At 72.8% G+C, this 25,150-nt stretch carries 27 protein-coding genes; 17 read left to right on the top strand and 10 right to left on the bottom strand.

The window, feature by feature from the left end:
• The first annotated feature begins 9 nt into the window (after positions 1 to 9).
• The 11 genes from RMN57_RS13805 to era all read left to right on the top strand — a co-directional run bounded on the left by RMN57_RS13805 (position 10) and on the right by era (position 7,931).
• Positions 10 to 729, top strand: a complete 720-nt coding sequence (locus RMN57_RS13805) for an RDD family protein (RefSeq protein ID WP_313763710.1) — start codon at positions 10 to 12, stop codon at positions 727 to 729.
• Between the two features lie 52 nt (positions 730 to 781).
• Positions 782 to 1,135, top strand: a complete 354-nt coding sequence (locus RMN57_RS13800; protein ID WP_313763709.1) for a histidine triad nucleotide-binding protein — start codon at positions 782 to 784, stop codon at positions 1,133 to 1,135.
• 5 nt (positions 1,136 to 1,140) lie between these two features.
• Positions 1,141 to 2,064, top strand: a complete 924-nt coding sequence (locus RMN57_RS13795; RefSeq protein ID WP_313763708.1) for a ribonuclease Z — start codon at positions 1,141 to 1,143, stop codon at positions 2,062 to 2,064.
• 248 nt (positions 2,065 to 2,312) lie between these two features.
• On the top strand, positions 2,313 to 3,452 hold the full coding sequence (locus RMN57_RS13790) for a PhoH family protein (RefSeq protein ID WP_380233891.1): 1,140 nt from the start codon (positions 2,313 to 2,315) through the stop codon (positions 3,450 to 3,452).
• Positions 3,453 to 3,466: 14 nt separating this feature from the next.
• Positions 3,467 to 3,961, top strand: a complete 495-nt coding sequence (ybeY, locus tag RMN57_RS13785; protein ID WP_238741059.1) for an rRNA maturation RNase YbeY — start codon at positions 3,467 to 3,469, stop codon at positions 3,959 to 3,961.
• Positions 3,962 to 3,980: 19 nt separating this feature from the next.
• Positions 3,981 to 5,309, top strand: coding sequence for a hemolysin family protein (locus RMN57_RS13780; protein WP_313763707.1), 1,329 nt, complete (start codon positions 3,981 to 3,983; stop codon positions 5,307 to 5,309).
• A 32-nt stretch (positions 5,310 to 5,341) separates the two neighbouring features.
• Entirely contained in the window at positions 5,342 to 5,578 is a 237-nt protein-coding gene (locus RMN57_RS13775) for a hypothetical protein (RefSeq protein WP_313763706.1), read from the top strand.
• Between the two features lie 73 nt (positions 5,579 to 5,651).
• Positions 5,652 to 6,191 carry a DUF4383 domain-containing protein gene (locus RMN57_RS13770; protein WP_313763705.1) on the top strand — a complete coding sequence of 180 codons (540 nt, stop codon included), beginning with the start codon at positions 5,652 to 5,654 and terminating at the stop codon, positions 6,189 to 6,191.
• Between the two features lie 111 nt (positions 6,192 to 6,302).
• Entirely contained in the window at positions 6,303 to 6,668 is a 366-nt protein-coding gene (locus tag RMN57_RS13765; protein WP_313763704.1) for a cytidine deaminase, read from the top strand.
• Between the two features lie 103 nt (positions 6,669 to 6,771).
• On the top strand, positions 6,772 to 6,951 hold the full coding sequence (locus RMN57_RS13760; protein WP_238741044.1) for a hypothetical protein: 180 nt from the start codon (positions 6,772 to 6,774) through the stop codon (positions 6,949 to 6,951).
• 50 nt (positions 6,952 to 7,001) lie between these two features.
• Positions 7,002 to 7,931: a GTPase Era gene (gene era / locus RMN57_RS13755; protein ID WP_313763703.1), complete on the top strand. Its 930-nt coding sequence runs from the start codon at positions 7,002 to 7,004 to the stop codon at positions 7,929 to 7,931.
• Positions 7,932 to 8,003: 72 nt separating this feature from the next.
• On the opposite strand, the gene RMN57_RS13750 is transcribed toward era, so the two are convergent.
• Both RMN57_RS13750 and RMN57_RS13745 read right to left on the bottom strand, forming a co-directional pair.
• Positions 8,004 to 8,270 carry a protealysin inhibitor emfourin gene (locus tag RMN57_RS13750; RefSeq protein ID WP_313763702.1) on the bottom strand — a complete coding sequence of 89 codons (267 nt, stop codon included), beginning with the start codon at positions 8,268 to 8,270 and terminating at the stop codon, positions 8,004 to 8,006.
• Positions 8,271 to 8,364: 94 nt separating this feature from the next.
• Positions 8,365 to 9,384, bottom strand: a complete 1,020-nt coding sequence (locus RMN57_RS13745; protein WP_313763701.1) for a M4 family metallopeptidase — start codon at positions 9,382 to 9,384, stop codon at positions 8,365 to 8,367.
• Between the two features lie 354 nt (positions 9,385 to 9,738).
• On the opposite strand from RMN57_RS13745, the gene leuA reads away from it, so the two are divergent.
• The 4 genes from leuA (at position 9,739) to RMN57_RS13725 (ending at position 14,334) form a co-directional block, all read left to right on the top strand.
• On the top strand, positions 9,739 to 11,535 hold the full coding sequence (gene leuA / locus RMN57_RS13740; RefSeq protein WP_313763700.1) for a 2-isopropylmalate synthase: 1,797 nt from the start codon (positions 9,739 to 9,741) through the stop codon (positions 11,533 to 11,535).
• Positions 11,536 to 11,796: 261 nt separating this feature from the next.
• Positions 11,797 to 12,459 (top strand): TerB family tellurite resistance protein, encoded by a 663-nt coding sequence (locus RMN57_RS13735; protein WP_380233883.1) that lies wholly within the window; start codon positions 11,797 to 11,799, stop codon positions 12,457 to 12,459.
• A gap of 278 nt (positions 12,460 to 12,737) precedes the next feature.
• Positions 12,738 to 13,484, top strand: coding sequence for a DNA repair protein RecO (recO, locus tag RMN57_RS13730; RefSeq protein WP_313763698.1), 747 nt, complete (start codon positions 12,738 to 12,740; stop codon positions 13,482 to 13,484).
• Between the two features lie 4 nt (positions 13,485 to 13,488).
• Positions 13,489 to 14,334 (top strand): isoprenyl transferase, encoded by an 846-nt coding sequence (locus RMN57_RS13725; protein WP_313763697.1) that lies wholly within the window; start codon positions 13,489 to 13,491, stop codon positions 14,332 to 14,334.
• Between the two features lie 95 nt (positions 14,335 to 14,429).
• Here the strand turns inward: RMN57_RS13725 and RMN57_RS13720 are convergent, their stop codons facing one another.
• The 4 genes from RMN57_RS13720 to RMN57_RS13705 are packed head-to-tail and all read right to left on the bottom strand — an operon-like array spanning position 14,430 to position 17,632.
• A complete protein-coding gene (locus RMN57_RS13720) occupies positions 14,430 to 14,843 on the bottom strand; it encodes a Fur family transcriptional regulator (protein WP_313763696.1) in 414 nt (137 codons plus the stop codon).
• A gap of 35 nt (positions 14,844 to 14,878) precedes the next feature.
• A complete protein-coding gene (locus RMN57_RS13715) occupies positions 14,879 to 15,901 on the bottom strand; it encodes a metal ABC transporter permease (RefSeq protein ID WP_313763695.1) in 1,023 nt (340 codons plus the stop codon).
• Positions 15,898 to 16,662, bottom strand: coding sequence for a metal ABC transporter ATP-binding protein (locus RMN57_RS13710; RefSeq protein ID WP_313763694.1), 765 nt, complete (start codon positions 16,660 to 16,662; stop codon positions 15,898 to 15,900). The genes RMN57_RS13715 and RMN57_RS13710 overlap by 4 nt, the downstream gene beginning before the upstream one ends.
• Before the next feature lie 16 nt (positions 16,663 to 16,678).
• Positions 16,679 to 17,632 carry a metal ABC transporter substrate-binding protein gene (locus tag RMN57_RS13705; RefSeq protein ID WP_313763693.1) on the bottom strand — a complete coding sequence of 318 codons (954 nt, stop codon included), beginning with the start codon at positions 17,630 to 17,632 and terminating at the stop codon, positions 16,679 to 16,681.
• Positions 17,633 to 17,822: 190 nt separating this feature from the next.
• Here RMN57_RS13705 and RMN57_RS13700 point away from each other — a divergent pair, with 190 nt between their 5' ends.
• Entirely contained in the window at positions 17,823 to 19,205 is a 1,383-nt protein-coding gene (locus RMN57_RS13700) for a glycine--tRNA ligase (protein WP_313763692.1), read from the top strand.
• 223 nt (positions 19,206 to 19,428) lie between these two features.
• Here RMN57_RS13700 and RMN57_RS13695 read toward each other — a convergent pair whose 3' ends face one another.
• From RMN57_RS13695 to RMN57_RS13685, 3 genes are all read right to left on the bottom strand, one after another.
• Positions 19,429 to 20,754, bottom strand: a complete 1,326-nt coding sequence (locus tag RMN57_RS13695) for a hypothetical protein (protein WP_313763691.1) — start codon at positions 20,752 to 20,754, stop codon at positions 19,429 to 19,431.
• Positions 20,755 to 20,822: 68 nt separating this feature from the next.
• Entirely contained in the window at positions 20,823 to 22,058 is a 1,236-nt protein-coding gene (locus RMN57_RS13690; protein WP_313763690.1) for a hypothetical protein, read from the bottom strand.
• The gene (locus RMN57_RS13685; protein WP_313763689.1) at positions 22,055 to 22,633 is read right to left on the bottom strand and encodes an NADAR family protein; all 579 of its coding nucleotides are present in this window, start codon (positions 22,631 to 22,633) and stop codon (positions 22,055 to 22,057) included. Before RMN57_RS13685 ends, RMN57_RS13690 begins: the two co-directional genes overlap by 4 nt.
• A 169-nt stretch (positions 22,634 to 22,802) precedes the next feature.
• Here RMN57_RS13685 and RMN57_RS13680 point away from each other — a divergent pair, with 169 nt between their 5' ends.
• Positions 22,803 to 23,453 (top strand): hypothetical protein, encoded by a 651-nt coding sequence (locus RMN57_RS13680; protein ID WP_313763688.1) that lies wholly within the window; start codon positions 22,803 to 22,805, stop codon positions 23,451 to 23,453.
• A 171-nt stretch (positions 23,454 to 23,624) separates the two neighbouring features.
• Here the strand turns inward: RMN57_RS13680 and RMN57_RS13675 are convergent, their stop codons facing one another.
• Positions 23,625 to 25,118, bottom strand: coding sequence for an MFS transporter (locus RMN57_RS13675; protein ID WP_380233877.1), 1,494 nt, complete (start codon positions 25,116 to 25,118; stop codon positions 23,625 to 23,627).
• Positions 25,119 to 25,150: the final 32 nt, after the last annotated feature.

The following is a 25,150-nucleotide window of genomic DNA, read 5'->3' as shown; positions in this document are numbered from 1 at the left end:
GGGGCGGTCGTGGCACAGGGATATCCACCGGGTTCGTACGGTTCGCAGCAGTACGCCCCGCAGCCGTACCCGCCCCAGCAGCCCCACGGGCAGCAGCCGTACCCGCCGCAGCAGCCCTACGGCGGCCAGCCGCAGCACTACGGGCAGCCGCAGCCGTACGGTCAGCCCCAGCCCTACGCGCAGCCCCAGCCCTACGCGCAGCCCCAGCCCTACGCGCAGCCCCAGCCCTACGGCCAGCCGCAGCCCTACGGCCACCCGCAGCCCTACGCGCAGGAGCCGCAGCAGTCGCCCCACGCCCGGGTGCCCCGGCCGAAGGAGGCGAGCGGCTTCCGCCGCTACCCGGCGATCATCCTCGACTGGCTGCTCGCCGTCGTCCTGGGCGTCATCGCCGCCAAGGCCGTCGGCGGTCCGAAGAGCGACCACCCCGGTTCCTACTTCATGGCCCTGCTCGCCGTCGGCTTCGGCGTCTCCTACGTCAACCAGGTGCTGTTCGCCCGGCTCACCGGCTTCAGCGTGGGCAAGGGCCTGCTGGCGCTCCGGGTGATCCGCAAGAAGGACGGCAGCCGCCCGCACACCTGGCGGCTCACCAAGCGCTGGGCGATCGGCTTCGTGATCATCGCCGTCTCGCTGATCACCGAGGACTTCGAGGACGAGGAGGTCTTCGGCGTGCGCGTGGTGCGCTGGAAGCATCTGAGCGAGTACCAGCAGGCCACCGCGCGGCTCGGCTAGCATGCGGCCGTACGCCCCGACCGACACCGTGCGACACCGCGAGGAGACCCCGATGGCCGGCGAGCCGCAGTCCGACTGCCTGTTCTGCAAGATCGTGGCGGGCGAGATCCCGGCCACCGTGGTGCGCAAGACCGAGCGCACCCTCGCCTTCCGCGACATCGCCCCGAAGGCCCCGACCCACGTCCTGGTCATCCCGCACGTCCACTACCCGAACGCCGCCGCTCTGGCCGCGGCCGAGCCGGAGATCGCCGGCGAGCTGCTCGCCGAGGCCGGCCGGGTCGCCGAGGACGAGGGCCTCCGGGACTACCGTCTGATCTTCAACACCGGTGCCGGCGCGGGGCAGACCATCTTCCACGCGCACGTCCACGTGCTGGGCGGCATCCCGATGCACGAGCGCATGGTCTGACCGACGTGTCACAGCGCGAACTCGTCGTCCTCGGCACCGCCAGCCAGGTGCCCACCCGGCACCGCAACCACAACGGCTACCTGCTGCGCTGGGACGGCGAGGGCCTGCTGTTCGACCCCGGCGAGGGCACCCAGCGGCAGATGCTGCACGCCGGGGTCTCCGCCACCCAGCTGACCCGGATCGCCGTGACGCACTTCCACGGCGACCACAGCCTGGGCCTCGCCGGGGTGATCCAGCGGATCAACCTGGACCGCGTGCCGCACCCGGTGGACGTCTACTTCCCGGCCTCCGGCGAGGTCTACTTCGAGCGGCTGCGGCACGCCACCGCCTTCCACGAGACGGCCGTGCTGCGCCCCCGCCCGATCGACGAGCCCGGCCCGCTGCCGGCGCCCGGCGCCCGCTTCGCGCTGGACGCCGTCCGGCTGTCGCACCCGGTCGAGTCCTTCGGCTACCGGCTCACCGAGCCCGACGGCCGACGGCTGGTGCCCGAGCGGCTCGCCGCCCTCGGCCTCGCCGGGCCGGACGTCGGCCGGCTGCAGCACCTCGGGGCGGTCGAGGTGGACGGCCGGCAGGTCACCCTGGACCAGGTCAGCGAGCCCCGGCCCGGCCAGAGCTTCGCCTTCGTGATGGACACCCGGCTCTGCGACGGCGTCCACGAGCTCGCCGAGCGGGCCGACCTGCTGGTCATCGAGGCGACCTTCACCGACGCCGACACCCGGCTCGCCGAGGAGCACGGCCACCTCACCGCCGGCCAGGCCGCCAAGGTGGCCGCCGAGGCCGGCGTCCAGACCCTGGTGCTGACGCACTTCTCGCAGCGCTACCCGGACCTCGGCCAGCACCTCGCCGACGCCCGCAAGCACTTCGACGGCACGGTGGTGCTCGCCGAGGACCTCGCCCGGGTGCCCGTGCCGCCCCGGCGCCGGCCGTGACCGCCCGTCGCGGCCCCGGCCGGGGCCGGGCGGCGGCCGGGTCGCGGCCGACCGGAGGCCCGGGCCGCGGAAGGGCCGCGACCGGCGCGGAAAACCGCTCGCGCCGCTCCGCGATCTGCCGCAGCATCGTCGGGTGCGGCCCCGCCGCCCGCCGCGGCGATCACGTGCGCGGCGTACCCTGGTGCCCCGGAGAGAACCGAGCGGCCCACGAGAGACGGATGGGATGAGGCAGGCCCCAGCGCCGACCTATGAGTGACACATCGCAGACCCGTACCAACGGACAGTCGCGCCCCGAGACGGCCGACGACGGCCGCGTCAGCGCCCGGATCGTCGTCCCCGAGAAGCACCCGATGGTCACCCTGCTCGGCACCGCCGACTCGCTGCTGCGGGTGATCGAACGGGGCTTCCCCGCCGCCGACATCCACGTTCGCGGCAACGAGGTGACCGCCACCGGAGAGCGCGCCGAGGTGGCCCTCGTCCAGCAGCTCTTCAACGAGATGATGCTGGTGCTGCGCACCGGCCAACCCCTGACGGAGGACTCCGTGGAGCGCTCCATCGCCATGCTCCGGAGCGCCGTCGACGACCCGGACAGCCCGGCGCCGTCGCAGGTGTTCACCGCGAACATCCTGTCCAACCGGGGTCGCACCATCCGCCCCAAGACCCTCAACCAGCAGCGCTACGTCGACGCGATCGACAAGCACACGATCGTCTTCGGTCTCGGCCCGGCCGGTACCGGCAAGACCTACCTCGCGATGGCCAAGGCCGTCCAGGCCCTCCAGGCCAAGGAGGTCAACCGGATCATCCTGACCCGTCCGGCCGTCGAGGCGGGGGAGCGGCTGGGCTTCCTGCCCGGCACCCTCTACGAGAAGATCGACCCCTACCTGCGCCCGCTCTACGACGCGCTGCACGACATGATGGACCCGGACTCCATCCCGCGGCTGATGGCGGCCGGCACCATCGAGGTCGCCCCGCTCGCCTACATGCGCGGCCGCACCCTCAACGACGCCTTCATCATCCTGGACGAGGCCCAGAACACCTCGCCCGAGCAGATGAAGATGTTCCTCACCCGCCTCGGGTTCAACTCCCGGGTGGTCGTCACCGGCGACACCAGCCAGATCGACCTCCCGGGCGGCACCCGCAGTGGCCTCAAGGTCGTCCAGGAGATCCTGGCCGACGTGCCCGACATCCACTTCTCCGTCCTCACCAGCACCGACGTGGTCCGCCACAAGCTGGTCGGCCGGATCGTGGACGCCTACGAGCGCTGGGACGCCCGCCAGGAGACCGGGGAGACCGCTCCGCCGGCCACCCGCAAGCCCGCCCAGCGGCGTACCGGCGGCAAGGCGACCGCGCCCCGCGCACCCCGACAGTCCCATCGCACCGAAAGCTGAGTAACCAGCCCGTCATGTCGATCGACATCGCCAACGAGTCCGGTTGGGACGCCGACGAGGAAGCCATCCTCGACGTCGCCCGCTACGCACTGGACAAGATGCGGATCCACCCGCAGTCCGAACTGTCCGTGATCCTGGTGGACGGAGCGGCGATGGAGGAGCTGCACATCCAGTGGATGGACCTCCCGGGCCCGACGGACGTGATGTCCTTCCCCATGGACGAGCTGCGCCCCGGCAAGGAGGGCGAGGAGCTGCCGCAGGGCCTGCTCGGCGACATCGTGCTCTGCCCCGAGGTCGCCGAGCAGCAGGGCAAGGCGGCGCCGTCCAAGCACTCGATGGACGAGGAGCTGCAGCTGCTGACCGTCCACGGCGTGCTGCACGTGCTCGGCTACGACCACGAGGAGCCGGACGAGGAGGAGGAGATGTTCGGCCTCCAGAAGGCCATCCTGGACGGCTGGCGGGCCGGTCGCGGCCTCGGCGGCATCTCCCCGGCCCCCACCACCCACTGAGCGCGGAGCCCGAACCCCTGTGAGTGGTGAGAGTACGAGCTTCATCCTCGGTGCCGTGCTGCTCGTCGTGCTCGGCTGGCTGGCCGCGTGCGCCGAGGCGGGCATCTCCCGCGTCTCGAAGTTCCGTGCGGAGGAGGCCGTCCGGGCCGGGCGGCGCGGCTCGGCCCGGCTGCTGACGGTGGCCTCCGACCCGATCCGCTACCTCAACCTGGCCACCCTGATCCGGGTGGCCAGTGAGATGGCGGCCGCGGTGCTGGTCACCGTGGTCTGCGTGCGCAACCTCGACGAGACCTGGCAGGCCGTGCTGCTGGCGTTCGGCGTGATGGTGCTGGTGTCGTTCGTGGCGGTCGGCGTCTCGCCGCGCACGATCGGCCGCCAGCACCCGCTGACCACCGCGACGGCGGCCTCCTTCGTGCTGCTTCCGCTGGCCGCCGTGCTCGGCCCGATCCCGAAGCTGCTGATCCTGCTCGGCAACGCGCTGACCCCCGGCAAGGGCTACAAGGAGGGTCCGTTCGCCTCCGAGGCGGAGTTGCGGGCCCTGGTCGACCTCGCCGAGAAGAACGACGTGATCGAGGACGAGGAGCGCCGGATGGTGCACTCCGTCTTCGAGCTGGGCGACACCATCGTCCGCGAGGTGATGGTGCCGCGCACCGACCTGGTGATGATCGAGCGGCACAAGACCGTCCGGCAGGCGCTCACCCTGGCGCTGCGCTCGGGCTTCTCGCGGATCCCGGTGGTCGGTGACAACGAGGACGACGTGGTCGGCATCGTCTACCTCAAGGACCTCGTCCGCCGCACCCACATCAACCGGGAGGCCGAGTCGGACGAGGTCGGCAGCGTGATGCGGCCGGCCGTGTTCGTCCCGGACTCCAAGCCGGCCGCCGACCTGCTGCGCGAGATGCAGCAGATCCGCTCGCACGTGGCGATCGTGATCGACGAGTACGGCGGCACGGCCGGGCTGGTCACCATCGAGGACATCCTGGAGGAGATCGTCGGCGAGATCACCGACGAGTACGACCGGGAGATCGCGCCGGTGGAGGACCTCGGCGACGGCTCGTACCGGATCACCGCCCGGCTGCTGGTCGAGGACCTGGGCGAGCTGTTCGGCATCGAGCTGGAGGACGAGGACGTCGAGACCGTCGGCGGCCTGCTCGCCAAGCACCTGGGCCGGGTGCCGATCCCCGGCTCGTCCTGCGAGATCCCGCTCCCGGAGGACACCACCTCCACGCTCTCCGGGATCCGGCTCACCGCGGAGAGCTCGGCCGGCCGGCGCAACCGGATCGGCTCGATGGTCGCCCTCCCGGTCCGCCGGAGGGCCGACCGGGCCGCCGAGGAGGTCGGCGAGTAGCGCCCGGGCGGCGGCGGGGCGACGATGGCGTCATGAGTCATCTACTGCGTGCGGAGTACGGCCCGCGGGGTCGGTCGGCCGGGGCGAGCACCTGGCACGTCGTCCGGGCCGCAGATCCCGCGACGGCCCTCTGCGGCCGCACGATGGACACCGACGCCGAGACCCGGGCGGAGGAGGAGTGGGGCACCGGGCTGCGCTGCTGCCAGCAGTGCGGTTCGCTCTACATGCACGAGGTGCCGCACATGGAGGGGAGCCACCCCTACAGCTAGCCGTCGGCCGAGCGCTCCCGGGGGACCGGAGTAGCGTGGACCAGGCCGTCCGACGTCCCCTGCGGAGGTCACCATGAAGCTGCAAGACGAACTGCCCGTCGACCGCAAGCTCGCCACGGTCTGGCGGATCGGGGCGGGGCTCGGGGGGGTCTTCCTGATCGTGTTCGGCTGCCTCGGGTTGGCGGATCACCCGGGCTTCCTGTCCACGGAGGGGAACGAGGTCGCCGGGATGTCCACCAACGGGGCGCTCAGCATCCTCTCCATCGTGGTGGGCGGCATCCTCGTGATCGGCGCCTTCATCGGCGGGAACGTCGCCGCCAACCTGAACATGGCGGCCGGGGTGCTGTTCGTGCTCTCCGGCTTCTACGGCCTGACGGTGCTCGGCCGGCCGGACGCCAACATCCTCAACTTCCGGATGGCCAACGTGCTGTTCGCCTTCATCTTCGGGCTGGTGCTCACCACCTTCGGGATGTACGGGCGGGTCAGCAGCCACCTGCCGCACGACAATCCGTACTGGCAGCGGCGCGCCGGCCACGAGGAGCCGATGCCGTCCGGCCCCAAGACCTTCGTCAAGGTCATGCGGCCCGGTCCGCCGAACCCGATCGGCCACTGACCCCGGCGGCCGGGGTCGGCGGCCGGCTCGGCGCCGGACCCGGTGGCCGGTTGGGCGCCGGACCCGGCGGCCGCGGTGGAACGTCTGGACGGCCGACCCGAGCGGCGTCCTATGCTCGGCGGCATGAGTGACATCGTCGAGATCGACCCCGAAGACAAGAAGATCATCACCCTGGCCCGCTCCGCCCGCGCCCGCAACGGCGTCCCGGAGGGGGCCGCGGTGCGCGACGAGACCGGGCGCACCTACGTGGCCGGGACGGTCGCGCTGGAGTCGCTGCGGCTGAGCGCGCTGCAGACGGCGGTCGCGATGGCGGTGGCCAGCGGCGCGAAGTCGCTGGAGGCGGCGGCCGTGGTGACCGAGGCCGGGGAGCCGGCCGAGGCCGACCTGGCCGCCGTGCGGGACCTCGGCGGGGCCGGGACGCCGGTGCTGCTGGCCGGTCCGGACGGCGCGCTGCGGCTCTCGGTCGGGGCGCGCTGAGCGACGACGCACCTCCGGGCGCCTGGGGCCGTGACCCGGGGCGCCCGGCCCGCGCTGTGGGGCCGACTCCGTTCAGCCGATAATCTCACCGGAAGTTGGCGCGGTGAGAGGGCTGGGGGAGATGGGGCCGTACGCGTTCTTCGCGGGGCTGCTGCTGGGCGTGATGGGGATGGGCAAGTGGCAGGAGACCGGTTCGCCGTTCTGGCTCTGGGGCTCGGTGGCCTTCCTGCTGATGGTGCTGATCATGGGAATCTCCTCGCTGGGCGGCGGCAAGAAGGGCTGACCTTGGCGGTGCGTCCGTCCCGGCTCGGGTGATCAGGGAGAATGGAGCCCATGAATGCCCCTTCCTCCTCGTACCGCTCCGGCTTCGCGTGCTTCGTCGGCCGCCCCAACGCGGGCAAGTCGACCCTGACCAACGCCCTGGTGGGGACGAAGGTCGCGATCACCTCCGACCGCCCGCAGACCACCCGGCACACCGTCCGCGGCATCGTGCACCGCCCGGACGCCCAGCTCGTCCTGGTCGACACCCCCGGCCTGCACAAGCCGCGCACCCTGCTCGGCGAGCGCCTCAACGACCTGGTCCGCACCACCTGGGCCGAGGTCGACGTGATCGGCTTCTGCCTGCCCGCCGACCAGAAGCTCGGCCCCGGCGACAAGTTCATCGCCAAGGAGCTCGCCGAGATCAAGAAGACCCCCAAGGTGGCCATCGTCACCAAGACCGACCTGGTCGACTCCAAGCGGCTCGCCGAGCAGCTGATCGCGGTCCACCAGCTCGGTGCCGAGCTGGGCATCGAGTGGGCGGAGATCATCCCGGTCTCCGCGGTCGGCGACAAGCAGGTGGACCTGGTCGCCGAGCTGATCACCAAGCTGCTCCCGGAGGGCATGCCGCTCTACCCGGACGGCGACCTCACCGACGAGCCCGAGCAGATCATGGTCGCCGAGCTGATCCGCGAGGCGGCGCTGGAGGGCGTCCGGGACGAACTGCCGCACTCGCTGGCGGTCGTGGTCGAGGAGATGCTCCCGCGCGAGGACCGCCCGGCGGACCGCCCGCTGCTCGACATCCACGCCAACGTCTACATCGAGCGCCAGAGCCAGAAGGCGATCGTGATCGGCGCCAAGGGCTCGCGGCTCAAGCACGTCGGCACCACGGCCCGCAAGCACATCGAGGCGCTGCTCGGTACGCCGGTCTACCTGGACCTGCACGTCAAGGTCGCCAAGGACTGGCAGCGGGACCCGAAGCAGCTGCGCAAGCTCGGCTTCTGACCCGAAAGCCCCCACGGCGGCCCGCCCGGACACCTCCGGGCGGGCCGCCGTTCCCGTCTGTCGGACGGGGCGTCAGGCGCCCTCGCGCAGCACCAGCGAGACCAGCTCGCGCTGCGACTCGGTGAGCTTGGGGTCGGCGCAGTGGACCGTCCGGCCGTCGACGGTGATCTCGTAGTGGAAGCCGTCCGGTACCCCGTACGAGGGTGCCCGCAGCCCGCCCGCGACGGCCTCGCGGGCGAGCGCGTGCACGTGCGGGGCGTCGATCCGCTCGGTGGTGTCGAGTTCCGCATGGCGGACCTGCCCCGCTAGGCCGCCGGTCCGGGTCACCTGGATACGCATGGTGTCCATGGTGATACGCAGGGATGGTGTTTGCCGGGGTTTTCCCGGACCTTGACCTTGCGGGATCCGCCGCCCGCCCGGCGGATCCCGCCGGTCAGGTGGTGCTGACGCCGACCTGCGCCCAGGCCGCCGTCACGGTGTCGGCCACCGACGGCTCGGGGTAGCGGGCCCTGGCGGCCGCGACGGTGGCCCGGGCGAAGGCGGTGAACCCGGCGTCGGAGGGGAGCCGCCGGCCGGTCAGCGCGTCGTACCAGATCCGACCCGCCCGCTCCCAGGCCGGCCCGCCGAGCGCGGTGGCGAGCAGGTAGAACGCGTGGTTGGGGATGCCGGAGTTGATGTGCACGCCGCCGTTGTCCCGGGCGGTGCGCACGTAGTCGCGCAGGTGGGCCGGTTGTGGGTCCTTGCCGAGCCGGGGGTCGTCGTACGCGGTGCCGGGCGCCTTCATCGAGCGCAGCGCGACCCCCTGCACGCCCGGGGCGAGCAGCCCGGCCCCGATAAGCCAGTCCGCGTCGGCGGCGTCCTGGCGCAGCGCGTACTGCTTGACCAGGGAGCCGAACACGTCGGAGACGGACTCGTTGAGTGCGCCGGGTTGGCCCCGGTACTCCAGGCCGGCGGTGAACTGGGTGACGCCGTGGGCGAGTTCGTGGCCGATCACGTCGATGCAGGCGGTGAAGTCGCCGAACACCTCGCCGTCGCCGTCCCCGAAGACCATCTGCTGGCCGTCCCAGAAGGCGTTGTCGTAGTGCACCCCGTAGTGCACGGTGGCGTCCAGCCGCAGGCCCTCGTCGTCGATCGAGCGGCGCCCGTAGACGTCGGCGAAGAGTGCGTAGGTGGCGCCGAGGCCGTCGTAGGCGTGGTTGACGGACTGGTCGTCGACCGGGCCCTGGCCCTCCCGGCGGACGGTGCGCCCGGGCAGGCGCTCGGTGTGTTCGGCGTCGCCGATCACCCGGTCGAGCCGGTCGGAGCCGGGCCGGGGCGGGGCGGCGGTGAGACGGGCCGTGCGGTGCACGGCGTCGAGGGCGAGGGAGCGGGCGGCGGGCTCGTGACCGTCCTCGGCGAGGCGGTCCAGGACGTACGGCGGAACGATCGCGCAGAGCGCCGGTTCAGCGGTCATGTGGCCAAGAGTGAGGCAAGCGTGACGTGTTGTCACCGGCGCGGACGAAATCGCGCGCCGTCTCAAGGAATCGCGCGCCGTCTCAAGGAGTGGAATGTCCGCCCGGCTCGCTTCGGGGGCGCGCTCCGCTCGGTTACGCTGGAGCACATCATGCGCAACGGGCTGCTTCTTCTTAGCTGCCGCGTCGAGGGCCTGTAGTCCACCAAGGGCCGGCTCCCTCGCCGCGGGGACTGTGCTGTGCGCGTAGGAATCGGGCGATCCAACGACGGGTCGCGAGCGGCAGCAGGCCGGCCAGTCGGGTGTCCACCTCACCCCGACACGCCCCGCATCCACAGGAAGCCGAGAGTCACCTCCATGACCGAGCAGACCTCCGCCGCGTCCGTCCCCGCCGGTCGGGCCTTCACCGACCGTCCCACCCCGATCACCGCCGCGACCGTCCGCCAGCAGTCCGCGGGCATGCGCCACGGCCGCTACCTGCCGTTCGGCACCGTCGACCTGCCGGACCGCACCTGGCCGTCGAAGGTGATCACCAAGGCGCCGCGCTGGCTCTCCACCGACCTGCGGGACGGCAACCAGGCGCTGATCGACCCGATGTCCCCGGCCCGCAAGCGGAAGATGTTCGACCTGCTGGTCGCGATGGGCTACAAGGAGATCGAGGTCGGCTTCCCGTCCTCCGGCGCCACCGACCACGCCTTCGTGCGGTCGCTGATCGAGGAGGGCGCGATCCCGGAGGACGTGACCATCTCGGTGCTGACCCAGGCGCGCGAGGAGCTGATCGAGAAGACGGTGGAGTCTCTGGTGGGCGCCCCGCGGGCGACCGTCCACCTGTACAACGCGACCGCGCCGCTGTTCCGCCGGGTGGTGTTCCGCAACGGCAAGGAGGCCACCAAGGCGATCGCCACCGACGGCACCCGGCTGGTGATGGAGTACGCGGACAAGCTGCTGGGCGACGACACCGTCTTCGGCTTCCAGTACTCGCCGGAGATCTTCGTCGACACCGAGCTGGACTTCGCGCTGGAGGTCTGCGAGGCGGTCATGGACGTCTGGCAGCCGGGCGAGGGCCGCGAGATCATCCTGAACCTGCCGGCCACCATCGAGCGGGCCACCCCGAACGTCCAGGCCGACCAGTTCGAGTGGATGTCGCGCAACCTGTCCCGCCGCGAGTACGTCTGCCTGTCGGTGCACCCGCACAACGACCGCGGCACCGCCGTCGCCTCCGCCGAGCTGGCCTACATGGCCGGCGCCGACCGGATCGAGGGCTGCCTGTTCGGGCAGGGCGAGCGGACCGGCAACGTCGACCTGGTAACCCTGGGCATGAACCTGTTCTCGCAGGGCATCGACCCGCAGATCGACTTCTCCGACATCGACGAGGTGCGCCGCACCGCCGAGTACTGCAACCAGATGGAGGTGCACCCGCGCCACCCGTACGCCGGCGACCTGGTGTACACCTCCTTCTCCGGCTCGCACCAGGACGCCATCAAGAAGGGCTTCGACGCCCTGGAGGCGGACGCGAAGGCGGCCGGCGTGCCGGTGGAGGAGCACACCTGGGGCGTGCCGTACCTGCCGATCGACCCGAAGGACGTCGGCCGCACCTACGAGGCGGTCATCCGGGTCAACAGCCAGTCGGGCAAGGGCGGCGTCGCGTACGTCCTGAAGAACGACCACAAGCTGGACCTGCCGCGCCGGATGCAGATCGAGTTCTCCCGGATCATCCAGGCCAAGACCGACGCCGAGGGCGGCGAGGTCACCCCGGCCGACATCTGGGCGGTCTTCGAGGACGAGTACCTGCCGACCACGGCCAACCCGTGGGGCCGGATCTCGCTGAGCGGCTCGCGGACCCTGACCACCGAGGACGGCCGGGACGCGCTGACCGCCGAGGCCGTCGTCGGCGGCGAGCCGGTCACGCTGGCCGGTACCGGCAACGGCCCGGTCTCCGCGTTCGCCGACGCGCTGGCCCGGATCGGCGTGGACGTCCGGGTGCTGGACTACGCCGAGCACGCGCTGAGCGAGGGCGGCGACGCCCAGGCCGCCGCGTACGTCGAGTGCGCGGTGGAGGGCAAGGTGCTGTGGGGTGTCGGCATCGACGGCAACACCGTGCTGGCCTCGCTGAAGGCCATGATCAGCGCCGTCAACCGCGCGCAGCGCGGGTAGTTCGTACGAGTGGTGGTCGCCGGGCCGTCCTTCGGGGCGGCCCGGCGCCGTTCCGGGCGGCCGGGGCCGGGCGGGGCGCGCCGTGGTGTGGCCTGCGCCACACTTTTTCGGATTCCGGGCCGTTCGAGGTGCTGACACGTGCCGGTAACCATGGCAACATCGACGCACCGGAAAGCCGGGTCGGTGGGACGGCCTCGGCATCCGGTCGCGTGACCTGCCCATGGTTGTGCAGGCCGCCTGCCGTGTCTGGGGAGTGGCGCCGTGACAGGGTTGTGGGGTGTTCGCCCGCGGTGGCGGACTGACGTTCTCGGTGACTTCTTCTGCCCGGGCTGCGGTGGTGACCGCAACTACCGCCGGCAACACGGCCGGCGGTGGCTGCGGTTGCTCGGTACCCCGGTGCTGCCGCTCGGCCCCGTCCTCGGCAGCGTGCAGTGCACCACCTGCCACGGCCGGTACGGGGTGGAGAGCCTGGAGCAGCCCACCTGCGTCCGCCTGGGCGGGATGCTGCGCGACGCGCAGTACACCGTCGCGCTGGCCCTGCTCGCGGCCGGCGGCACCGCGCACCGGGCGGCCCGCGAGGCGGCCTGCGCGGCCGTCCGGGAGGCCGGCTTCGAGGACTGCGGCGAGGCCCAGGTGCTGGCGGCGCTGGCCGCGCTCTCCGGCCTCGGCGGGGAGCTCCACGACGCCCACGGCGTGGCCGGCGGCCTGGCCGCCGAGCTGCACGCGGTGCTCGAACCGCTCGCCGCGCACCTGGCCCAGCAGGGCCGGGAGCGGTTGTTGCTGCAGGGCGCGGCGATCGCCCTGGCTGACGGGCGCTACCTGCCGCAGGAGCGCGAGGCGCTGGCCGCGGTCGGGCGCTGCCTGGACCTGCCGCAGAGCACGGTCGGGGCGCTGCTGGAGGCGGCCACCCGGGCCTCCCGTTAACTCGCGTCGGTCTCCCGACAGCCCCGCGCCGCCAGCCGCGCCGCCCACCGCACGGCCCTGCTGAACGGCCCACCGCACGGGCGACCCGTTCCGAGACCCCCACGAGAACCGGGCCCGACCCCCCTCCCGGGCCCGCCGTGACCCGCACCGACCGGCACACCCCCACGGCCCCGGTGCGGGCGCACGGCCGCCCCCGGTTCGGTGCGCCGGCCGCCCGCCGTCCTGCGCGACAATGGTGGGATGTCCACACTGTTCGACGCCGGCCGCGGGGCCGCGGCATGAGCCTCTTCCGGGACGACGGCGTGGTGCTCCGGGCGCAGAAGCTCGGCGAGGCCGACCGGATCATCACCCTGCTCACCCGCCAGCACGGCAAGGTGCGCGCGGTGGCCCGCGGGGTGCGCAAGACCAAGTCCAAGTTCGGTGCCCGGCTGGAGCCGTTCTCGCACGTGGACGTGCAGTTCTTCAGTCGGGGGAGTGAGCTGGTCGGCCGCGGGTTGCCGCTCTGCACCCAGGTGGAGACGATCGCCCCGTACGGCGGATCGATCGTCACCGACTACGGGCGCTACACCGCCGGGACGGCCATGCTGGAGACGGCCGAGCGGTTCGCCGAGAACGAGGGCGAGCCGGCCGTCCAGCAGTACCTGCTGCTGGTCGGCGGGCTGCGCACGCTGGCCGCCGGGGTGCACGAGTCGCACCTGGTGCTGGACGCGTTCCTGCTGCGCTCGCTGGCGGTCAACGGGTACGGCGCGAGCTTCACCGACTGCGCCAAGTGCGGTCTGGAGGGCCCGAACCGGTTCTTCTCGCTCCAGGCCGGCGGTGTGCTCTGCGCGGACTGCCGAGTGCCCGGATGTGCCGTACCCTCCCCTGAGACACTGGTACTGCTCGGGGCGCTGCTGTCAGGGGACTGGCAGACGGCCGACACCTGCGAGCCGAGGTACTGGCGGGAGGGCAGCGGCCTGGTCGCGGCCTATCTGCAGTGGCACCTGGAGCGGGGCATCCGCTCGATGAGATACGTGGAGAAGTGAGCACATGGCAGCGCGACGGCTCTTCGGCGGCGGCAAGCAGCGGGCGTACGTCCCCCCGACCCCGCACCCCAGTGGCGCCCAGCCCCCGAAGATCCCCGGCGAGCTGGTGCCCGAACACGTCGCCATCGTGATGGACGGCAACGGCCGCTGGGCCAAGGAGCGCGGGCTGCCGCGGACCGAGGGCCACAAGGTCGGCGAGAGCGTCGTGCTGGACGTCCTCAGGGGCGCGATCGAGCTCGGCGTGAAGAACATCTCGCTGTACGCGTTCTCGACCGAGAACTGGAAGCGCTCGCCCGACGAGGTGAAGTTCCTGATGAACTTCAACCGGGACGTCATCCGCCGCCGCCGCGACGAGATGGACGCGATGGGCGTGCGGATCCGCTGGGCCGGCCGGATGCCGAAGCTGTGGAAGAGCGTCGTCCAGGAGCTCCAGGTCGCCGAGGAGCAGACCAAGGGCAATGACGCCGTGACGCTCTACATGTGCGTCAACTACGGCGGCCGGGCCGAGCTGGCGGACGCGGCGCAGGCCATCGCGGCCGATGCCGCGGCCGGCAAGCTGGACCCGCGGAAGGTCAACGAGAAGACCATCGCGAAGTACCTGTACCACCCGGACATGCCGGACGTGGACCTCTTCCTGCGCCCGAGCGGCGAGCAGCGGACGTCCAACTTCCTGCTCTGGCAGTCCGCGTACGCCGAGTTCGTGTTCCAGGACGTGCTCTGGCCGGACTTCGACCGCCGGGACCTCTGGCGGGCCTGCGAGCAGTACGCGATGCGCGACCGCCGCTTCGGCGGGGCGATCCCCAACGAGGTGGCCCAGCCGGTGGTGGCGGATCTGCCCTCGCAGCGCTGACGCGCCGGGCGGCGCCGACGCCCGGACACCCGGAAGGGCCCCGCGGGACGCGTCCCGCGGGGCCCTTCCGGGTCCCGTACCGGCCCGGTGCCGGTTCAGGCCTGCTTCTTGGCACACTCCGCGCAGGTGCCGAAGATCTCCAGCGTGTGCGCGATGTCGCTGAACCCGTGCTCGGCGGCGACCGAGTTGGCCCAGCGCTCGACCGCCGGGCCCTCGACCTCGACGGTGGCGCCGCAGGTCCGGCAGACCAGGTGGTGGTGGTGCCCGCTGCTGCAGCGGCGGTACACGGCCTCGCCGTCGGCGGTGCGCAGGACGTCCACCTCGCCCGCGTCGGCGAGCGACTGCAGCGTGCGGTAGACCGTGGTCAGGCCCACCGAGTCGCCGCGGTGCTTGAGCATGTCGTGGAGCTCCTGCGCGCTGCGGAAGTCCGCGATCTCGTCCAGGGCCGCCGAGACGGCGGCACGCTGCCGGGTCGATCGGGCGCGCGGCGACGGGCCTGCGGTGGTCACCGTGGGTCCTCCTGGGGGTCTGGGCGTCTCGCCCCTCATTGTGCCAGTCCCGCCCCGCGCTCCGGGGTGGTCGCGTCGGACGGACCCTTTCCGGACCAACCGTGGCCGGACGAACCCTGCCCGGACGGATCCTGACCGGACGAACCCTGGCCGGACGAGCCCTGACCGGACGAACCCTGGCCGGGCAGTCGCACGTCGCAGACCGCCGGGCCGGCGTCGGCGGCCGCCGGCCGGTGCCGGCGGCGGGCCAGCGGGCCGGCGACCGCGCTGAACACCGCGAAGACGACGATGGCCAGCAGCACGATGGCGGGGCCGGGGGGCAGCTCGGCCTCGAAGGAGGCGGTGACGCCGGCCAGCGAGACGACAACGCCGAGTGCGATCGAGGCCGCCTGGGTGACGGCGAACGAGCGGGTGAGCTGCTGGGCGGCCACCACCGGGACCACCATCAGCGCGCTGACCAGCAGCAGACCGACCACCCGCATGGCGACGGTGACGGTGACCGCGGCCATCACGGCGAGCAGCAGGTTGAGCAGGCGCACCGGCAGGCCGGTGACCCGGGCGAAGTCCTCGTCCTGACAGATCGCGAAGAGCTGGCGGCGCAGGCCGACGGTGACGGCGATGACCACGGCGCCGAGGACGCCGATGGTGACGAGGTCGGCCGGGCCGACGGTCAGGATCGAGCCCCAGAGGTAGCTCTCCAGGGCGGTGGCCCCGCCCTGGGCGGAGGTGGAGACCAGCAGCTTGCCGCAGGCCATGCCGCCGTAGAAGAGCAGGGCGAGGGCGATGTCGCCGCGCTGGTTGCCGCGCGAGCGGACCAGCTCCATGGTGACGGCGCCGAGCACGCAGACCAGCACGGCCATCCAGACCGGGCTGGTGTTGAAGACGAAGCCGAGGCCGACGCCGGTCATCGCGACGTGCCCCATGCCGTCGCCCATCAGCGCCTGGCGCCGCTGGACCAGGTAGATGCCGACGGCGGGCGCGGTGAAGCCGACCAGCACGGCGGCGAGCAGGGCGCGCTGCATGAAGTCGTAGCTGAGCATCTCGGTCAGGTCGATCATGCGAGGAGCCTCGGCGTGGTGTGGTCGGCGTGCGGGTGGACGTGGTCGTGGCCGGGCAGGGCGTGCAGGCCGGTGTTGGGGACCGGCGGCCCGTCGTGGGCCACGCAGCCGTCGCGGAGCACCACCGTGCGGTCGATCAGCGGCTCCAGCGGTCCGAGTTCGTGCAGCACCAGGAGGACGGCGGCGCCGCGCGCGACCTCGCTGCGCAGGGTGTCGGCGAGCACCTGCTGGCTGGCGGCGTCCACCCCGGCCATCGGCTCGTCCATGATCAGTAGGTCGGGCGAGCCGACCAGGGCGCGGGCGATCAGCACCCGCTGCTGCTGTCCTCCGGAGAGGTCGGCGACGCCGTCCGAGGCCCGGTCGAGCATGCCGACGGCGGTCAGCGCGCGGTCCACCGCCTCCCGGTCGCGGCGGCGGAACGGCAGCAGCCGGTGCTGCGGCAGCCGTCCGGTGGAGACCACCTCGCGGACGGTGGCCGGCACGCCGGAGGCGGCGGTGGTGCGCTGCGGCACGTAACCGATCCGGTGCCAGGCGCGGAACTTGGCGAACGGCGTGCCGAACAGCTCCAGGTCGCCGTGCTCCAGGGCCACGGCGCCGGTCACGGCCTTGACGGTGGTGGACTTTCCGGAGCCGTTGGCGCCGAGCAGGGCGACGACCTCGCCGGCGGCCACGGTCAGGTCGACGCCGCGCAGCACCGGCCGGCCGCCGCGGGAGGCGACGGCGGCACGCAGGTGCACGGCCGGGGGTGTCGGGTGGGTCATCGCTTCTGCCGTCCTGTCAGCTGGTGGTGGCGCCGAGCGCGGCCCGGAGGTTGGCCAGGTTCTGGCGCATGACCGTCAGGTAGTCGTTCTTGGCCGGCTCCTTGAGGCCCTCCAGCGGGTCCAGGACGGCGGTCTTGAGGCCGAGGTCCTTGGCGACGGTGTCGGCGAGCTTGGGGCTGACCAGGGTCTCGAAGAAGATCGTGGTGACGCCGTTCTCCTTGGCCGCCTTCTGGACGTCGGCGAGGCGGGCCGGGGTGGGCTCGGACTCCGGGTCGACGCCGTTGATGGCGACCTGGGTGAGGCCGTAGTGCTCGGCGAGGTAGCCGAAGGCGGCGTGGCTGGTGACGAAGGTCCTGCTCCCGGCGTCCTTCAGGCCGGCCTTGAACTCCTCGTCCAGGGCGGTGAGCCGGCCGACCAGGTCGTCGGTGTTCTTCCGGTAGTCCTCGGCGTGCTCCGGGTCGGCCTTGGCGAACTCGGCGCCGACGTTCTTGGCGACCGCCGCGTAGCGGGTCGGGTCGAGCCAGATGTGCGGGTCGCCGGCGGGCCCGTCGTGGTCGTGGCCGTCGCCGTCGGCGTGGCCCTCCGCGAGGTGGTGGTCCTCCAGCGGGCCGGCCGCGGCGGCGTCGACCACGTGCTTGGCGGAGGAGCCGGCGACCGCCTTGTCCACGGTGGGCTGCAGGCCCTTGAGGTAGACCACCGCGCCGGCCTTCTTGACGGCGGCGACCTGCTTGGCGGTGAGCTCCAGGTCGTGCGGTTCGACGCCGGCGGCGGTGAGGTCGGTGACCTTGACGTGCTCGCCGCCGATCTGCGAGGCGAGGTACTCCATCGGGTAGAAGGAGGCGACGACGTCCAGCTTGCCGTCCGTGCCCTTGGCGCTGCCGTCCCCGCCGCAGGCGGTGAGGAGGAGGGCGGCCGCGAGGGTGGTGGCGGCCAGGGCTATGGAAGTGCTGGCAGGTCGTCGGATCATCATGACAACCATTCTCAGGTTAATTGGAAATGATTGTCAAATCACTCGGGCGGGTGAACGGTCGGTGGGGGTGGCCGGGACGGGCCGGGAGATACCGATTTGAACCTCGTACCCGGGTGGCCGGTAACCTGAGGTATTCGGGAACGTGCAACCAGCCGTGCCCTGACCGTGCCGTCGTACTGAAGAGAGCACTGTGGCCGCCGACAAGATCGACACGATCGTCAGCCTGAGCAAGCGCCGTGGCTTCGTCTACCCCTGCAGCGAGATCTACGGCGGCACGCGTGCCGCCTGGGACTACGGGCCGCTGGGTGTCGAGCTGAAGGAGAACATCAAGCGCCAGTGGTGGCGCGCGATGGTCCAGGCCCGTGAGGACGTCGTCGGACTCGACTCGTCGGTGATCCTGGCCCGCGAGGTCTGGGAGGCCTCCGGCCACGTCGCGACCTTCAACGACCCGCTGACCGAGTGCCTCTCCTGCCACAAGCGCCACCGGGCCGACCACCTGGAGGAGAAGTACGAGGCCAAGCACGGCTTCCCGCCGCCGAACGGCCTCCAGGACATCAACTGCCCGGACTGCGGCACCAAGGGTTCCTTCACCGAGCCCAAGGACTTCTCCGGCATGCTGAAGACCCACCTCGGCGTCACCGAGGAGGCGAGCGGCCTGGCCTACCTGCGCCCGGAGACCGCCCAGGGCATCTTCACCAACTTCAAGGCCGTCCAGACCACCTCGCGCAAGAAGCCGCCGTTCGGCATCGCCCAGACCGGCAAGAGCTTCCGCAACGAGATCACCCCCGGCAACTTCATCTTCCGCACCCGCGAGTTCGAGCAGATGGAGATGGAGTTCTTCGTCAAGCCGGGCGAGGACGAGCAGTGGCACGAGTACTGGCTCCAGCAGCGCTGGGACTGGTACGTCGACCTCGGCCTGCGCACCGAGAACATGCGCCTCTTCGAGCACCCGAAGGAGAAGCTCTCCCACTACGCCAAGCGCACGGTGGACATCGAGTACCGCTTCAACTTCGGCGGCAGCGAGTTCTCCGAGCTGGAGGGCATCGCCAACCGCACCGACTACGACCTCACGGTGCACAGCGAGGCCTCCGGCCAGGACCTCAAGTACTTCGACCAGGAGTCCGGCGAGCGCTACTTCCCGTACGTCATCGAGCCGGCAGCGGGCCTCAACCGCGCCATGCTGGCCTTCCTGATCGACGCCTACTTCGAGGACGAGGCGCCGAACGCCAAGGGCGTCATGGAGAAGCGCGTCGGCATGCGGCTCGACCCGCGCCTGGCCCCGGTCAAGGTCGCGGTGCTGCCGCTGTCGCGCAACGCCGACCTCTCGCCGAAGGCCCGCGGCCTGGCCGCCGACCTGCGCACCGCGTGGAACGTCGAGTTCGACGACGCGGGCGCGATCGGCAAGCGCTACCGCCGCCAGGACGAGATCGGCACGCCGTTCTGCGTCACCGTCGACTTCGACACCCTCGAGGACAACGCCGTGACCGTGCGCGACCGCGACACCATGTCGCAGGAGCGCGTCTCGCTGGACCAGGTGAAGTCGTACCTGGCGGCGCGGCTGATCGGCTGCTGAGGCCCTTCCGCTCGACCGGAGCCCCCGTTCGCCCTTCCGGGCGGGCGGGGGCTCCGGCGTCGGTGCCGGTGGTGCCGGTGGTGCGGGTGATCGGCGCTGCGGGTGGTCCGCGGTGGGTCGGGGGCTCGGCCGGTCGGTGGCCGGGTGGCGGCTCGCGGCGGTTCGGCGGGTCGGTGGCCGGGTGGCGGGTCGGCGGCTGGGTGGCTTGCCCGGTGCCGCTCGGTCAGCGCCGTCCCCAGCGGGAGCGGGGCCGGCCGGCGGGGGTGGTGGGCAGCCCGGCCGTGCGGAGGGCGGCGAGCGTGGTGCGGTGGCGGCCCTCGTCCGCGGTCAGCGCGGCCAGCAGCCCGTCGTAGAGCTCCCGGTGGTCCTTCAACGCGGAGGCCAGCCGGACCAGTTCGGCGGACGGGCGGAGCGCGGCGAGCTCGTGGAGGAGGACGGCGGGCAGCGGCGCGGGCAACGTGCCGACGAGGGCGGCGAGGTCGGCGGTGGGCCGTCCGGCCGCCTGGCGCAGCAGGGTCCGGACGTCGCCGGAGCGGCCCGCCCGTTCGAGGGCGGCGGCGAGCGCGGCCAGCTCGGCGGTCGGCGCGGAGCCCCAGTTCCAGAGCAGGGTGGCGCCGTCGGCGGGCTGTCCGGTCTGCTCCAGGGCCGCGAGCAGGGCCGGCAGGGCGTCGACCGGGTGGCCCCAGAGGGCGTGGAACAGCTCGGTGGCCTCCTCGGCGAGGCCGGCCTGGCGCAGTTCGGCGAGGGTGGCGGCGGCCTGCTCCGGCGCGCCGTTCGCCGCTCCGCGCGCGAGCCGGACGGAGGCGCCGTCCGGGCCGCCCCGGGTCAGCAGCGCGGCGAGGCGGGCGGTGTCGGGCGGCAGGAGGAGGGCGGCGGCCTGGTCCAGCAGGGCGGCGCTCTCCCGTGCGGCGCCCTGGCGGTGCAGGGTGGTGATCCGCTCGGCGAGGGCGGCGAGTTCGCCGGGGGAGCGGCGACGGGGCGCCTTGGGGGCGGGCGGAGGCGGGGGCGGCGCGGCGGCCGCCGGGGCCGCGGGCGCCTCGGGGCGGGCCTGCGCACGGCCGGGGCGCGTACCGGTGGCGGGCCGGGGTTCGGTGGCGGAGCGGGTCTCGCCGGCGGGCCGGGTTTCGCCGGCGGGCGGGGGAGTGGCTTGTGGTGCCGAGGGGGCGTACGGATCGTCGTACGCGCCCCCGAACCGGGCGTCGGCGCCCGGGCGGGGGGTCGGCCCCGGCCCGGAGCCCGGTGCCGCCTGCCGGGGGCCGGGTTGGCGTAGGCGGTGCTCCAAGTCCATGAGCTGCTCGCTCAGTTCCAGGCAGCGCGCGCCGATCTCCTCGCGCAGCGTCCGGGCCCTGGCGAGCTGTCGCAGCAGCTCCGCGTCCGGTCGCTGCCGCTCCGGGACTGCCCGCACCGCCTCGGCGAGCCGGCGCTCGCGCTGGTTGGCGTACTGCCGCGCGCGGAGTAATTCGTCCAGCTCCGCCCGTAGTTCGAGGGCGTCCTGCTCGCTCTCACCTGTGTGTTGGGCTCTGGGTTGTTCCGTGTGCCGTATCCGCATGATCGCCGCACCCTGTCCATCTCGACCCTGACTGCGGGTCATCCTGGCGTCGGTAAACGGCGTTCTCGTTACGGGAGCGCGTCGAGCGGCTTGCGACTGGCGTCCAGGAGGGCGCAGACGGCGGCGGTCGTTCCGAGCGCGACGACGGCCGCCCGCAGGAGCGCGGCCTCGTAGTAGGGATCGGTGAAGCAGAGGACGGTCAGGCAGCCCGCGGCCGCGCCCGCCGCGGCGGGGAGCGCGAGCCGGGCGGCATGGCGGGCGGTGGCGGCGACCAGCGCCACGGCGCCCGCCGCGGCGGCGAGCCGGGGCGTACCGAAGCTCCCGGCGTAGCGGACGGCGAGCGCGGGGACGAAGAACAGGACGAGCCCCCGGCCCAGGGCGTCCGCGAGCGCGGCGACGCGCGGGCCCGCCGGAGCGTCGCGGCGCGGCACGAAGCGGGTCGCGGCGAGCACGGCGAGCGCGACGAACGCGCGCGCCAGCCGCTGTTCGTCCAGCCGGGCGAGGTTGTAGAGCAGCACGGTGTCGTAGCACACCAGCATCAGCTGGCCGTACGCCCACAGCTCGATCGCGAAGACGACCGGCCTGGGCGCGGTCGGCGCGGTGTCCGGTTCGCGCGAGGCGATCCGGGCGAGCAGCAGCGGCGTGGCGAGCGCCGACGCGATCCGCAGGACGATGTCGTCCACCGTGTACGGATTGCGCAGGTCCCACTCCACCGCGCAGAACGCCGCGGTGTACGAGGCGGCGGCGAGCGGCAACAGCGGCGAGCGGGCCACCCGGACGTACAGCGGGCGGTCCAGCCGGCGCAGCACCGCGGCGAACGCCAGGAGGACGAGCGGCAGTTCGAGGAACGCCTGGACGCGCAGGACGGACGGTGCGAGCAGTTCCGGCGCGGGCGTGTGCGCCGCGAGCCAGTCGAGCGTCCGGCTGTCGCGCGGCACGGCGAACCATCCGGGCGGCAGGTGGCGCGCGATGAACGCGGTGCTCCCGCCGTGCACCCGGCGGACGTGGACGGCGAAGGCCAGTTGGTTGAGGAGGAACAGAGCCCCGACGAGCGCGAGCAGCGCCTCCGGCCCGGGCGCACGCCGGCGTCGGGGCGCCGGACGGGGCGCCGACCGGGACGTGGCTTCGTCCGTGTCGGGCGTGGCGTCGGGCGTGGCGTCGGGTGTGGCGTCGGGTGTGTCGGGCCCGGGCGGGGTCTCGTGCCCGGGCCGGACCCCGGGCCGCAGGACCCGGGGTGCGAGGGCGAGTGCGGCTCCCGTCGACAGCACCACCGTGCCGTCCAGCACGGGCGCGATCGCGCTCACCGGGCCAGCCGGGTGCGGGCCTCCATCAGGGCGAAGCCGAGCAGGTTCTCCCCCCGCCAGTCGGCCGGCCGATGCGCCCGCTCGTCGTCGGCGGCGAGCCCGATGCCCCAGATCCGGTCCACCGGGCTGGCCTCGACCAGGACGCGCCGATCGGTGCCGAGCAGGTACTCCCCGAGCGCCTCGTCCTGCCCGAACTTGGCGAGGTTGCCCCGGACGACCAGCTCGAACCGGCCGGCCGCCCAGGCCGCGGCGTCGAAGCCCCTGACCATCCGTCCGAGCTTCTTGGCCTCGGCGGGGGTGGCGGCGCCCAGGATCCGGGGCACGATCGCCGAGTCCCCGAACATCCGCGCCTTGCCGGCCATCATCCAGTGCTCGGCGGAGGCGTACTCGACGCCGTCGACGGTGAACGCGCACGGCCACCACTGGCTCAGCGACCCCGGTCCGATCGACCCGTCCCGCTGCGGCCGGTGCCCCCAGAACAGCAGCCACTTCGGCTCCGCACCGGCGGCGACCGCGGCCACCAGCTCCGCACGGTTGCGGGTGTCGAGCGGGTTCCCCGTGAATTCCTTGCTCATATCGTCATACTGACACAAAGGGGTGGGTGCCGACCATCGACTTTCGGGCGGGGCCGTGGCACCGGGCCGGCGCGGATCGTTCGGAGCGCGCGCCCGGCCGGCGCCGTCGGGGGCCTGAGGCACGGTCCGCCCGGCCGTGGTGTCGGTGCTGCTTGGCATCATGATCGGTATGAGCCACAACATCTCGTACTCCACCGCCGACAAGGCCGACGTCCTGGCGTTCCTCGGTTCCGGCGGCAACCTGACGGAGGACCAGCAGCGTCGCCTCGGCAACATGCGCCGGCTCGCCCAGGCCCACCAGGACAGCCTCGACTACCAGGACGTGGACTGGGGGCTGTCCGTCCCGGACGCCCTCGACCACCTGATAGCCGGGCGTGCGGACTCCGACGCGGCCTGCGCGGGCAACGCCTACCACGCCGCCATGCAGCTCGTCATCGACCGCAACGCGTCCGACCCGTCGCAGCTGGGCACCTACTCCAAGCCGTCGACGTTCTTCGGCCTGGTCGACGACGAGATGCGCCGTCTCGGCGTGCCGGCCGACCTGCTGCCCCACGGCTACCTCTACGGCGGCCTGCCCGACGAGTTCCCCCACATCCCGTGGTCGGTCGACGGCTACCCGGCCATCGGCCACCTCCCGCTGGCGAAGGCCAAGCCCGCGGCCGACGCCTACCGCGCCGTCCTGGACCGGATGGACCCGGACTTCCGCTACGACGTCCAGGAGCTCATCGAGAAGCTGGAGTTCGAGCACGAGGAGTGGGAGCGCGCCACCCGGGACATCGACTGGTACACCCAGGACACGCTGTTCTTCTCCCTCACCTGAGGGGCCCCGCGGTCGGATAGGGCCCATCCGGGCTCGGACCCGGGTGGCCCGAACGCGGTGCATGTGACCAGCGGGATCAGGGGGCAACGCCGGGTCGGACGACGCAGCGGCCCCCGCCGCTACGGCGAGCGGCGGGGGCCCGGTGCTCGGCCGTGACCCGAGGCCGGACCGTCAGCCGATCGAGCGGGGGAGACGGAGGGTCAGACCGAGGATGGTCAGCGCGCCCAGCAACTGGATGCCGAGGCAGAGGGCCAGCGCCCGGTCCGTCCCGAGGGTGGGGGAGAGGGCCAGGAAGAGGGAGCCCAGCGTGGCCACGCCCAGGGCGAGGCTGGACTGCTGGCCGGTGGCGAGGACGCCGCTGCCCACGCCCGCCCGGTCGGCCGGCACCTTGGAGAGGACCACCCGGAACAGCGGGGTGCCGATCAGGCCCTGGCCGATGCCGGCGAGGGCGACGCCCGGCACCATCCGGAGCGGGGAGAAGTGCGCCCAGTCGGCGAGGACGGTCGCCGCCAGGGTGGCCAGGCCGGTCGCCTGGACCAGCGCGCCCGCGGTGAGCACCCGGCTGCCGAAGCGGCCGATCAGCCGGGGCCCGGCGAGCGAGGCGACGAAGTAGCCGACCGCCATCGGGACCAGCGCCCACCCGGCCGCCACCGGGGTGAGGTGGAGGCCCTGCTGGAGCGCCACGGCGATGACGAACATGAACCCGCCGAATCCGGCGAAGAAGGGGAGCGCGATGCCGAGGCCGCGCCGCATCTCGGGGATGCGCAGCATGGTGGGCGGCACCAGCGGGGAGCCGCCGTTGCGCTCGGTGCGGCGCTCGACCAGGACGAACGCGGTGGCGAAGGCCGGGAACAGTGCGAGCAGCACCCAGGACCAGAGCGGCCAGCCGGCGGTGCGGCCCTCCATCAGCGGGACCAGCAGGGTGAGCAGGGCGGCGGCGAGCAGCACGGTGCCGGGGACGTCGACCCGGGCGGCCCGCTCGGCGCGGTTCTCCGGCACGTACCGGACGGCGAGGACGAGGGCGAGCAGCGCGCACGGCACGTTGATCAGGAAGACCGAGCGCCAGCCGGTGCCGAAGACGTCGGCGGCGACGAGGATGCCGCCGAGCACCTGCCCGATCACCACCGCGATGCCGCCGACCGCGCCGTAGACGCTGAGCGCGCGGCCGCGCCGGGCGCCGTGGGTGGCGGCCGTGATCGTGCCGAGCACCTGCGGGATCAGCAGCGCGGCCGAGGCGCCCTGGGCGGCACGGGCGGCGACCAGCGTCCAGGCGTCCGGGGCGAGACCGCAGGCGAGCGAGGTCAGGGCGAACGCGGCGGCGCCGGCGGTGAAGAGGCGGCGCCGCCCGAAGATGTCGCCGAGCCGTCCGCCGAGCACCAGCAGGACGGCGAAGGCGATGCCGTACCCGGCGGCCACCAGCTCCAGCACGGCGGGGCCGGCGGCCAGGTCCTGGTCGATGGTGGGCAGGGCGACGTTGACGATGAAGAAGTCGAGCATCGTCAGGAAGGCCCCGAGCAGCAGAGTGGCCAGCCCGGCGGTGCCGAGCGAGGCGACGCCCGCCGGGGCGGCACCGGTGGTGGCGGTGGCGGCTCCGGCCGGCCTGGGGGACGCGGTGACGGTGGTCTTGGCGGCGGTGGGCTTGGCGACGGCGAGTTGTTGGGTCACGGGTCATACGATCCGCCGTCCGACAACCTGGT

Source organism: Kitasatospora sp. CM 4170 (assembly GCF_032110285.1).
Taxonomy (GTDB): domain Bacteria; phylum Actinomycetota; class Actinomycetes; order Streptomycetales; family Streptomycetaceae; genus Kitasatospora; species Kitasatospora aburaviensis.
Note: the sequence above shows the minus strand (reverse complement) of the source record. Positions and strands in the feature narration are given on the sequence as shown.

Coding starts and splice junctions, on each gene's coding strand:
- RMN57_RS13800 (WP_313763709.1), top strand. CDS start 782: ATGGCCGGCGAGCCGCAGTCCGACTGCCTGTTCTGCAAGATCGTGGCG.
- RMN57_RS13790 (WP_380233891.1), top strand. CDS start 2,313: ATGAGTGACACATCGCAGACCCGTACCAACGGACAGTCGCGCCCCGAG.
- ybeY (WP_238741059.1), top strand. CDS start 3,467: ATGTCGATCGACATCGCCAACGAGTCCGGTTGGGACGCCGACGAGGAA.
- RMN57_RS13775 (WP_313763706.1), top strand. CDS start 5,342: ATGAGTCATCTACTGCGTGCGGAGTACGGCCCGCGGGGTCGGTCGGCC.
- RMN57_RS13770 (WP_313763705.1), top strand. CDS start 5,652: ATGAAGCTGCAAGACGAACTGCCCGTCGACCGCAAGCTCGCCACGGTC.
- RMN57_RS13765 (WP_313763704.1), top strand. CDS start 6,303: ATGCTCGGCGGCATGAGTGACATCGTCGAGATCGACCCCGAAGACAAG.
- era (WP_313763703.1), top strand. CDS start 7,002: ATGAATGCCCCTTCCTCCTCGTACCGCTCCGGCTTCGCGTGCTTCGTC.
- RMN57_RS13750 (WP_313763702.1), bottom strand. CDS start 8,270: ATGCGTATCCAGGTGACCCGGACCGGCGGCCTAGCGGGGCAGGTCCGC.
- RMN57_RS13745 (WP_313763701.1), bottom strand. CDS start 9,384: ATGACCGCTGAACCGGCGCTCTGCGCGATCGTTCCGCCGTACGTCCTG.
- leuA (WP_313763700.1), top strand. CDS start 9,739: ATGACCGAGCAGACCTCCGCCGCGTCCGTCCCCGCCGGTCGGGCCTTC.
- recO (WP_313763698.1), top strand. CDS start 12,738: ATGAGCCTCTTCCGGGACGACGGCGTGGTGCTCCGGGCGCAGAAGCTC.
- RMN57_RS13725 (WP_313763697.1), top strand. CDS start 13,489: ATGGCAGCGCGACGGCTCTTCGGCGGCGGCAAGCAGCGGGCGTACGTC.
- RMN57_RS13715 (WP_313763695.1), bottom strand. CDS start 15,901: ATGATCGACCTGACCGAGATGCTCAGCTACGACTTCATGCAGCGCGCC.
- RMN57_RS13710 (WP_313763694.1), bottom strand. CDS start 16,662: ATGACCCACCCGACACCCCCGGCCGTGCACCTGCGTGCCGCCGTCGCC.
- RMN57_RS13705 (WP_313763693.1), bottom strand. CDS start 17,632: ATGATGATCCGACGACCTGCCAGCACTTCCATAGCCCTGGCCGCCACC.
- RMN57_RS13695 (WP_313763691.1), bottom strand. CDS start 20,754: ATGCGGATACGGCACACGGAACAACCCAGAGCCCAACACACAGGTGAG.
- RMN57_RS13685 (WP_313763689.1), bottom strand. CDS start 22,633: ATGAGCAAGGAATTCACGGGGAACCCGCTCGACACCCGCAACCGTGCG.
- RMN57_RS13680 (WP_313763688.1), top strand. CDS start 22,803: ATGAGCCACAACATCTCGTACTCCACCGCCGACAAGGCCGACGTCCTG.